The 9,947-nt window shown below is 50.5% G+C and carries 10 protein-coding genes; 3 read left to right on the top strand and 7 right to left on the bottom strand.

The window, feature by feature from the left end; genetic code table 11:
• From HOJ95_03965 to HOJ95_03955, 3 genes are all read right to left on the bottom strand, one after another.
• On the bottom strand, positions 1–681 hold a 681-nt coding region (locus HOJ95_03965), incomplete at its 3' end, for an NADPH:quinone reductase (protein MBT6393837.1).
• Positions 678–1,652 (bottom strand): NADPH:quinone reductase, encoded by a 975-nt coding sequence (locus HOJ95_03960; protein ID MBT6393836.1) that lies wholly within the window; start codon positions 1,650–1,652, stop codon positions 678–680. The genes HOJ95_03965 and HOJ95_03960, both read right to left, overlap by 4 nt.
• Before the next feature lie 65 nt (positions 1,653–1,717).
• Positions 1,718–2,782 (bottom strand): hypothetical protein, encoded by a 1,065-nt coding sequence (locus HOJ95_03955; protein MBT6393835.1) that lies wholly within the window; start codon positions 2,780–2,782, stop codon positions 1,718–1,720.
• Positions 2,783–2,953: 171 nt separating this feature from the next.
• Between HOJ95_03955 and HOJ95_03950 the strand changes: the two genes are divergently transcribed.
• The 3 genes from HOJ95_03950 (at position 2,954) to HOJ95_03940 (ending at position 5,448) form a co-directional block, all read left to right on the top strand.
• On the top strand, positions 2,954–4,303 hold the full coding sequence (locus tag HOJ95_03950; GenBank protein MBT6393834.1) for a CCA tRNA nucleotidyltransferase: 1,350 nt from the start codon (positions 2,954–2,956) through the stop codon (positions 4,301–4,303).
• 131 nt (positions 4,304–4,434) lie between these two features.
• Complete coding sequence (pyrR, locus tag HOJ95_03945) at positions 4,435–4,953, top strand: bifunctional pyr operon transcriptional regulator/uracil phosphoribosyltransferase PyrR (GenBank protein ID MBT6393833.1); 519 nt, start codon at positions 4,435–4,437, stop codon at positions 4,951–4,953.
• A 33-nt stretch (positions 4,954–4,986) separates the two neighbouring features.
• A complete protein-coding gene (locus tag HOJ95_03940) occupies positions 4,987–5,448 on the top strand; it encodes a VOC family protein (GenBank protein MBT6393832.1) in 462 nt (153 codons plus the stop codon).
• On the opposite strand, the gene HOJ95_03935 is transcribed toward HOJ95_03940, so the two are convergent.
• The 4 genes from HOJ95_03935 to HOJ95_03920 form a co-directional block, all read right to left on the bottom strand.
• Entirely contained in the window at positions 5,388–6,206 is an 819-nt protein-coding gene (locus HOJ95_03935; GenBank protein ID MBT6393831.1) for a J domain-containing protein, read from the bottom strand. The genes HOJ95_03940 and HOJ95_03935 overlap by 61 nt on opposite strands.
• 97 nt (positions 6,207–6,303) lie before the next feature.
• Positions 6,304–7,179 carry a DMT family transporter gene (locus tag HOJ95_03930; protein MBT6393830.1) on the bottom strand — a complete coding sequence of 292 codons (876 nt, stop codon included), beginning with the start codon at positions 7,177–7,179 and terminating at the stop codon, positions 6,304–6,306.
• A gap of 86 nt (positions 7,180–7,265) precedes the next feature.
• Positions 7,266–8,489: an alpha/beta fold hydrolase gene (locus tag HOJ95_03925; protein ID MBT6393829.1), complete on the bottom strand. Its 1,224-nt coding sequence runs from the start codon at positions 8,487–8,489 to the stop codon at positions 7,266–7,268.
• 140 nt (positions 8,490–8,629) lie between these two features.
• The gene (locus tag HOJ95_03920; protein MBT6393828.1) at positions 8,630–9,838 is read right to left on the bottom strand and encodes a CoA transferase; all 1,209 of its coding nucleotides are present in this window, start codon (positions 9,836–9,838) and stop codon (positions 8,630–8,632) included.
• Between the last annotated feature and the right edge of the window lie 109 nt (positions 9,839–9,947).

Raw genomic sequence — 9,947 nt, 5'->3', positions numbered from 1 at the left:
GAGATCACCCGGGAGATTGTCTTTAGCCGAATTCTCGACAACAACGTCCACCCCGCGGCCACCCGTCATCTCCTTCACCCGTTCGGCAACATCCTCATCACGATAATTGATCACCACCTCGGCACCCGCCGCACGGCAGAAATCTCCCTTTTCAGTTGAACTCACCGTCGCAAACACGTGGCACCCCATCTGGCGAGCCAGCTGTATTGCGAGATGCCCGACGCCACCCGCCCCGCCCTGAACAAGAACGGATTCACCTGGCTGAGCCTTGGTCTTGATGACAAGCGCGTTCCAGGCCGTGAGCATCGGAATCGGAAGACAAGCTCCTTCCCCATAACTCATTCTGTCAGGTAGGTGGCCTGTCGAGCCAGCAGCGAGGACCCCTTTTTCGGCATAACCGCCAGTGGTGGAGCGACCCCACACTCTGTCGCCCGGCTGGAATTTCTCAACACCCTCACCCACGGCCTCAACCTCACCCGCCACATCGGTTCCACAGATTATCGGCAACTTCATCTGCCGGGCTCGTGGGTTATCTCCTGAGCGGATGGATATCTCAAGAGGATTCACGCCCGCCGCATGCACACAAACCAATATCTGCCCCGCTCCTGCTACAGGATCGGGAAGATCTTCCACCACAAGTGGGTGTTCCATGCCCAATTGATGAACACTGACAGCTTTCATGGTGTGAGCACCACCTTTCCAAGAAACTTTCCGCTCAGGACAAGTTCATGCGCCTTGTTCGCCGATTCCATCGGGAACGATTGGTCGATATTTACCTTGAGCCCGCCCTCCCGCAAAATCGGCATAAAGCGGCGAATTAACTCTGGCATCTTCGGGAATAGGTTGATAACGGCTAGCCCCAGGATACGGACATCCTTAGTCATAACCGAGGGAACTCGAAATTCGGCCATCGGGCCCTTTCCCGTACCCGTTCCAATGACAATAATTCGTCCATCAATACATATTGCGTCCAGGTCCTTATCAAAATTATCGCAAGCGGCGAGTTCGACGACGATATCTACTCCACGACCACTAGTGAAAGCCATGCAGCGCTCAGCAACATCTTCATCCCGGTAATTGATTGTCTCATCGGCGCCAAGACTCGTGCAAAAGTCGGCCTTCTCTTGCGAGCTAACAGTGGTGATTACTCGGCAACCCATCCGCTTGGCAAGCTGAATCGCGGCACTGCCAACTCCACCAGCGCCTCCTTGAACTAAAACTGCCTCGCCAGCGCTTGCCTCGGCCTTGATAACCAAAGCGTTCCACGCCGTATAGAATGGAACGGTGATGCCAGCACCCTCCTCGAAACTGTAGGCATCGGGTAGTTCAGCTGTTGTATTGGCAGGAAGGCGGACAAGCTCCGCATATGCACCACCCACGGCACGTCCATAAACCCGCTGTCCAACAGTGAAACCTTCAACACCCACACCGAGAGCCACAACCTCCCCCGAGGCTTCCGCACCAGGAATATAAGGCGGCGTAACCATCTTTGCATAAGGATGCTTGGCGGCTCGGATGGCAACATCCACAGGATTGATCCCCATGGCACCCGTTTTGATCAAAAGCTCGCCTGGCTCTGGCGCAAAATCATCTACCACTTCTTCTTGCATTGGAACGGAAAGATCGAATTTGTGAACGCGAACAGCTTTCATGGCCTTCCCTTCTGTTATAAGAGGTTATGAATTAACTAAACCCTAACCCAAGTAACAGAAAATATTCACTTGAATTTTCGGGGAGATGGAAATCTATCTTCGTTATCTTCTTCGTTATCGATAAGTTTCACAAGGTCCGCTGCCGCATGTCGTACCCGCCGCATAAGAGGAGAACCTATGTCCGGTTTAGCTTCAACCGCAAGAGCGCCTCGCCTCGCCGCCTCCTTATTTCCAAGCCGCCAGTCACACCTGACAACTCGCCATTCTGCGTAATTACGAAACAGAACCTCAAGTCGACTCCGGGCATTTTTATAGCGCATATTTATTTCCTGAAATTGTGGCTTCGCTCGCATAAAATTTTTTTGAAGAAAATAGCTCTCGGCATGAGCAAAACGATAGTGGGGCTGATTGGGGTTCTCCTTGATAAGCCCTGCGGCCAAGCGTCGTCCCTCGTCATATTTCCTTTCCGTATATTGAGTGTAAACTAGTTCAATCCGAGCTAGGTCCCTGAGCCACCTCCCGCTTCGGGCGGCTCTTTTCAAATATCGTAACCCCTTCTCCCCTGTATCGCCTATCAGAGGAGTCAAGCGTCTCAACCACTTTGCTCTTGCCCTCCAAAAATAATAAACCCCTAGCCCATAATAGGCATCGCCGATATCCGGATTCAAAGTGATGACACGCTCAAGATATCTTTTTGTCTTTCGGCTTCGTAAAAAGGCGCGAACAAAGCTCTGGCGCCGGGCGGCATCCATGCCAAGCATCCCCATCGTAAGTCCAGCAATGAGAAAGGCTTCTGCATCATTTAGGTCCGCCTTGATGCGAGCCTCCGAAATAGCAAGTGCCTTTGAGGCATTATCATCGAAGCCGTCCCGGAATGTCAGGTCGTCGAAATACCCAGATAATATATTGTAAACTGATGCCAGAAAAAAATAGCCTTTGGGGTTACCCGGCGCATTCCTCACCACACCATCGAATATCATCAGTGCCTTGTCGTAGTGGCCAGCGGCTGTGGCCTTAATTCCTTTTTGGATAGTCGAATTCAGGTCGGTATCTTGAGGAACAGAGTAGGCCGCCCCCGGAAACTGGAGCACAAGAAGAATGAAAATCATTGAAAGATATCGACCGCGCAACGAATTCCCCCCAGTGGAGCCAAGCTAGCAGAATGACAAACCCTCCATCAAGCAAGAAGCTAAATGACACAGCCAATTCGCTGGTCCTCGATGGATTCCTCAGTTTCCGCTATCGTTCCCTGTGTGTGGAAAATATTCCATAGATTCAAGCATTTCGCTGGAGAACGAACCATGACGGAGATTACTCCCCCGGAGGGAGCCCTCCACATAATCAAGAAACTGACCGATGGCGGCCACCGCGCGCTTTTCGTTGGAGGATGCGTACGCGATTACCTCCTGGGCCTGAGACCTACCGACTGGGATATCGCAACCGATGCCATGCCTGAAGAGATTACGAGTCTTTTCGATAAGACACTCGTAATTGGCGCTCGATTCGGCGTGGTCAGCGTCATTCTCAATGATGGCAATTATGAAGTCGCCCAGTTCCGCGCCGAGGGACCCTATTTTGACGGTCGGCATCCCAGTTCGGTGGAACCCGCTAATGAGAAACAGGACGCCATGCGTCGAGACATCACAATAAACGGCATGTTTTTTGACCCGATCAAAGATCAACTACTAGATTATGTAGGTGGTCAAGAAGACATCCATAAGGAACTCATCCGCGCCATCGGCGAGCCTGGCAAACGCTTCGAGGAAGACCATCTGCGAATGCTTCGCGCTTTGCGATTCGCCGCGCGTTTTGAATACGGCATAGAGACTGGAACCTATTCAGCTATCCAGCGTCTCGCTCCACTCATTGAGCGGACCAGCGCGGAGCGGAAACGCGATGAACTCACATCGATGCTTACCAGCGGCAGAGCAGATATCGCGTTCGGACTAATGCGAGAGACCGGGATTCTCACAAAAGTACTACCCGAGGTGGCTCGAATGACCGGCGTGGCCCAGCCACCCGAGTTCCATCCCGAAGGCGATGTGTGGGCCCATACAATAAAAGCATTAGGTATGCTCGAGTCACCGAGTTCGATCTTTGCCTGGGCCGTACTCCTACATGATGTGGGGAAACCAGATACTTTTTCGCAAGCCGACCGCATTCGATTCAATAATCATGACACTGTAGGGGCACAGATCTCAGAACAAATCTGCGAAAGACTGAATATGTCCGGCCATGAAAAAAGCTGGATTTCAAACATTGTAAAAAACCACATGAAATTCCGCGAAGTGAAAAATATGCGCGAGAGTACTTTAAAGCGTTTTTTAAGGGAGCCATTTTTTTCTGAACTGATTGAACTACACCGCATTGATCAATTGGCAGGTCATGGAAATTTAGAGACCTATGGATTTTGCTTGGAGCAGTTGGCTCTCACCGGAGACAATATTCTTCACCCGAGGCGAACAATTGACGGCAACGATCTCACCGAGATGGGTTTTGAGCCGGGTCCCTTATTTCAAAATATCCTAACCTCTCTTGAAAATGAACAACTTGAGGGACGGGCCCTGACGTATGCAGAAGCTGAAGTATTTGTCATCAAGAAATTCGGCAACCTGCGCACCAGAAAATCAAAGCGTCCCAATGACAACTGAGGACTTCCCCTAAAGACTTATTAAGGGCAATCTGTAACCATAAGTTTTCAATTTGGAGCATACTTTCCACACTTGTTGTGATAAGGGGGCTACTTATCGCTAATTCAGAGAAAAACGGAAACCATGTGTTAATGAAGGAGCGAGATCTCGAACTCGCCCTTCGCCGGATGGCCTCCGAGATTATCGAAAAATGTGCGGGAGACCCTCATCTTGCTGTAATCGGGATACTCACCCGTGGGGAACCTCTGGCAAGACGCTTGGCAGCGATGCTTTCCGAGATGGAACAGATTGCCCCTCCCGTGGGCACTCTCGACATCGGGGTGCACCGGGACGATGTGAATAATCTTGGAGATCAAAAAATACTCGGCCCCACCGATATTCCATTCGATCTTGGAGAGCGGCAGATTATCTTGGTGGATGACGTATTCTATACGGGCCGAACGGTTCGAGCCGCTCTCGATGCGCTCACCGAACTCGGTCGCCCTCGCCGGGTATGGCTCGCGGTGCTAATTGACAGAGGGCACCGGGAACTTCCTTTTCGACCTGATTTTGTAGGAAAAAATGTACCTACCGCATCAGCGGAGCGAGTAAATGTCCGCCTCCGGGAAGTGGATGGAGAAGATGGCGTTTGGCTGGTAGAATCTGACTGATGACTCAATTAACTTTAACGTACGGAGAAACAAATGTTCAACAAAGTGCACCACATTGGAATCGCAGTGAAAGATATGGACGCCACTATCGCTCTATACGAAAGCATGGGAGCTAAGCTCCTCGGGCGTGAGCCTTCAAAAGACGGCAACGTCGATCTCGCCATGCTCGACTTGGGAGGTGACCTAATCGAACCCATATCGCCCATCAAGGGCGAATCCAAAGTATCGAATTTCATCGCTGAACGGGGTGAAGGCCTTCACCATGTCGCCTACGAGGTGGACGATATCAAAGCTGAGATGGCGCGTCTAAAATCTGATGGGCTAGAACTTATCGATGAGGTACCGCGCCCCGGTTTCATGGGACACATCATCGCGTTCATCAAGCCAGGAAGCACGATGGGCACGCTCTCTGAGTTGGTAGAAAAAGAGCAAGTTCAACGACGCTTCGGCGGAGGAGGAGGTTTATCCGGCATCTTCAGGATCCGAACAAGGTGATCCCCCGTAATCGACCGACCACCTTCGATGCGCCTGATCCCCCATCCTTTGAGTCGAAATGTTCGGCCAGGGGTCGTTTTGGGCGATATCTCCACATGGGCGCCACCCTGTACGGTGAAAACACGCACAGTTCCGCCATTAATTAGGCGGAAGGCGGGAACGCGCACTTCGCTATGAACATTGAGCCCCCGTCGCTCCAGCGCGGGGTGCCGTGCCGGGAAAACCTTCAAAAACAAATCCCCAGATCTGCCACCAGCCCTCCCAGAGGCTCCCTCTCCAGGCACCTGCACCGTCTCCCCTGCTTCGATTCCCGACGGGATAAGGAATTCTACGTTCACTTTCTTAAAGACTTCCCCGATTCCACCACATGAGGCACAAACCGGTTTATTCTCGCCATTTTCCATCTCTTCACATTCCAGACAAGAATACGGACGTGTTATTTCAACATTCATTTCTCCGCCTGCGGCAGCATCAAGAAAATCCACCTGTATGTCGTGTTGAATATCACGGCCCCGCTCAGGGATTTCTGAAAAATCTGCTCCCTCCTCCCCAGAGAAGGAAGCAACTAATATTTTATAGGCCTCAGATATTTCCTTGAATTTTACCTCCATTTCGATCTGGCCGCCGTGTCTATCCGGGTGCGATTCAAACGCGAGCCGACGATAGGCCCGATGAATTTCCATTGGACCAGCTGCAGGTGATACGCCCAGCAACGTCAACGCCTTCTCTTTTGATATCGATGGTTGTTTGGGGGACAAATCACATCTCCATAACGCTACGGAAAATTCACCTTCTTTTATTTTCACACTGATTGGAGGGGATTAAAACTAAAATTTAACAGGTGAGCGGAGGAGTTCAGGAAGCGTTAATCACTATCAGGACCACCCCAACAAACAAAGTAGCTGCCCCAACGCATTTTTGCCAAGTAAGTATCTCCTCGTCCCTAAGCCAGATGCGCGTACAAATCAGCGCGAAAAACGGTGCTGAATAAGCAATTGGAACGACAATCGAAACGGGGCCATATTGAAACGAGGCGAAAAACATGAGAAACGAAAAAGAATTCAAGAGTCCTGTCTGGATCATCATCTTGAGCCCCCCCTCCTCAATACGCCAACGCTCCTCAACAGGGAGAAAGGGCCAAAACAACAAAACTGCGGGCAACGAGGCGATACTGGCAATGATTATTCCAATCAGGAAATCAGGTAATACCAGGAGAGAGTATCTGCGCGTCGTGGTCGCGAAAGCCATGACCAACGAGTGAACTATCGGCAGCAAGAGGAAAATGCGTAGCCAGTCCGCGTCGCCTTTGGGCTTGAGTGCGATCAAAAAACAGCCCACAACCACGAGAGTTGTCGCCCCGTAGATAACCGGACTTGGTTCCTCTGTCAGCCAAGCAACAGCTAAGAGCATCGAAATGAACGGAGTCACCGTTATCAGTGGCATAGCCCGACCCACGCCGACATAACGAATGCTCAAATATATTAGGGGTCGGGCAAGCCCCGGTGCGAGAAAACCCGTCAAGGCAAACCAAAAGGTCCCCTCCAAGGTGAGATTTCCCCAAGACGAATAATAAAGGGAAAGAGCTAACATTATAGGAAGACCAACCATCACAGAAACAGTTGAGGCCGAGATGGCGCTTCCTAGATTCATAGCCTTACGAGCCATGACGCTAAAAATACCAAATGTAATAGCCGAAATTATAGCCAGCCCGATGGCGATACCGATGTCCAAGAAATTCCCCACACAAAGAAAAACTCCCGGACGGATTCTGCGAACCCGTCCGGGATAAAAGTGACCAAAATTATGTACTAGCTATCTTAAAAATACGGCTGTCCAGGTTCTACGGGTGGTGTCCACTCACAGTTACTGAAGGGCCCTTCACCATTTTCCTTTATATACGCCACACGATTATCATTCACCTTATCCTCAAACAGGACGCGGTGGAGCCAATCAAGGATATACTGATGTTGGTTGAGCCCGCCCAAGTTTTTCAAGTCCACTAGCGGGTGAAACTGATTCTCGAAAACCCACATTTCTTTTTGGCAGGTAAGATCCTGATAAACTTCAATAGCATCTTCGAGAGGGCATAACGGATCGAACTCACCCGTGGCGAGCAGTGTTGGGCACTGTACTTTGTCCATGTAACCTTTCACCGTCATGGTTCTTGCCATTTCATCAAACTCATCCTCGTCATCCATGCCAGCCATATACATGAATATCTGTTTGAAACGGGGCGAGGACTGGGTGAAAATTGTATTGTTCGGATTAAAACAGGCCACAGCACTCGCCACAGCAGCAATCCGGTGGTCATAGCTCGCGAGTCGAAGTGACCAGAAACTCCCCATGCTAATGCCATAAATAGCAATTTTCGAAGTGTCGACTTCCTCTCTGCCCAGGAGGTATTCGATGACCGCCGCTCCGGCGCGCTCATAATTATCACCCACCGCTCTTATTTTCTGAATGTTTGAGTCCCCCTGGCCAGGGCCATCCATGGCAATTACATGAAACCCCCTTTCGGCAGCAACGTTATGCCGCGCAAAGGGAAATACCTCTTTTGTCTGGTCCATTCCTGGCACATAAATAATACAAGGCGCCTTTCTTCTATCGGGCAATAAGTGCAATAGACAAGAAATCGATTTGCCATCATCAAAGGGCACCTGAACGCGCTCGATAGGATATGGGGCGCACTCCGATCGGCGATCCACCATCTCGTTAAGTTTATTGCAAAGATAAATTTTTACCGGGTTGTCATCATAAAATATAGGGTGCTGCGCCATTCGGTATGACTCAATTGCATGATCATAGTGCTCTGTCGCTGTAATATTAAAACCTTCAGCCTGTGCTCTTTTAGCCAGCCTTTCATGAACCTCGGCTGCCTCGCGACACATTTTCGGGAGCATTTGATAGTTATGCGCACGCTTTCCGTTCGGAACCTCAGAAAAATCACGCTCAAAATTCTGTACGCGACCGCGCATGTTTAGTGCCAAGTCCAGCATCCACTGTTGATTATCTCGCTCAGTACGTAGTTTCTTTATTGCCATTTCTCGCCTCCCTTTCCTTTTAAGCCAGCATTCCCATTATCGATTAAAATAGTGACGTATAAATCCATCGTAATGAAAACCAAAATAATGTTACAACCTATCCATTGCAAATTAACAGAACTGGCAATTCATTCCTTAAATTAAAACACAACTCCATCTTGATGAAGAGCATCAATTTCACTCGCTTTATATCCCTCCCCCGCCAGTACCATATCTGTGTGCTCACCCAGAAGCGGCGGCGCTCCCTCGCGAGTCGAGGCCGCTGGAAGAACATATGGAGCACCCATCATCTGCAGCAACCCGAGTTCAGGGTGCACTGATTGGGTCAAAAAACCCATGGCTCGCATCTGTTCGTCTTCAAGAAGCGAGGAGGGAGGTCTCACCTTCGCACTAGGAACCCCGGCAGCCTCAAAAAGTTCCACCCATTCTTCGGCGGATTTCGCCATCAATACCGCCTGCACCTTTTCAATAATCGCATCACGATCAGCATGGCGCCCAAGATGAGTAGAATACTCAGGGTCTTCATTTAATTCTTCAAGCCCCAGGACACCCAGCCCTCTCTCCCAGAATCCCTCCGCGTCAAGATAGAGATAAAATTGGCCATCAGCCGTATCATAAATACGCGCGATACGGTCATTCAGTGCGTCACGCACCTGATCAATCGGCTCACTCTCCGAGGCCCAGACGAGCCGCCCAAGTTGCATGGCAGCGGCACTTCCAAGCAAGGAAGTGTCGATGTACTGCCCCCGTCCTGAGCGCTCCCGCTCGAAAAGAGCCAACATCACAGCCCCTAGAGTCAAGGAGCCGGTGAAATAATCAACAAAATGCCCTTGGACAAGGCGCGGCTCTCCTTTTTCAGTCTGCTGCGAGGGAATTCCCGCATGAGTTTGGAGAATAGGGTCGAGTCCGCGGCGCTTACTAAGAGGGCCTTTTTGGCCGTAAGCAGAAACTGAAGCATAGATGAGGCGAGAATTTTCTTTCGAAAGTGTTTCATAGTCGAGCCCGAGCTTTCCGATAACTCCTGGGCGGTTTCCTTCAATAAAAATATCTGCATTCTGGGCCATGCGCCGGACAATTTCCTGACCACGCGCTTTTTTCAAATTGACAACAAGACTGCGTTTGCCTCGATTCAACCCCAAAAAAAGGCGGCTGCCGCCTTTAAGTGTCGAGGGAAAGTGTCGGATCGTGTCGCCCTCGGGCGGTTCAATTTTCACCACGTCCGCCCCGGCATCGGATAGGGCTAGTGTGGCGAAGGGGCCCGCGACGTAACGAGTTAAATCAAGTACTCGAATACCATCCAGGGCACCCACATCAATCCCCCCTCTAGCCAGATCATCGTGTCCTATCACGCAACACTATGCCTCGGTTCACAACGACTCAACAAAACCTGACAATTAATTCACTTCAATTACTTAAGAGCAACATCTCGACAAATCCTAGCAGCCCGTAATACGCCAG

Source organism: Nitrospinaceae bacterium, assembly GCA_018669005.1.
Taxonomy (GTDB): domain Bacteria; phylum UBA8248; class UBA8248; order UBA8248; family UBA8248; genus UBA8248.
The sequence above is the reverse complement of the archived record's forward strand: the minus strand, read 5'-3'. Positions and strand labels throughout refer to the sequence as shown.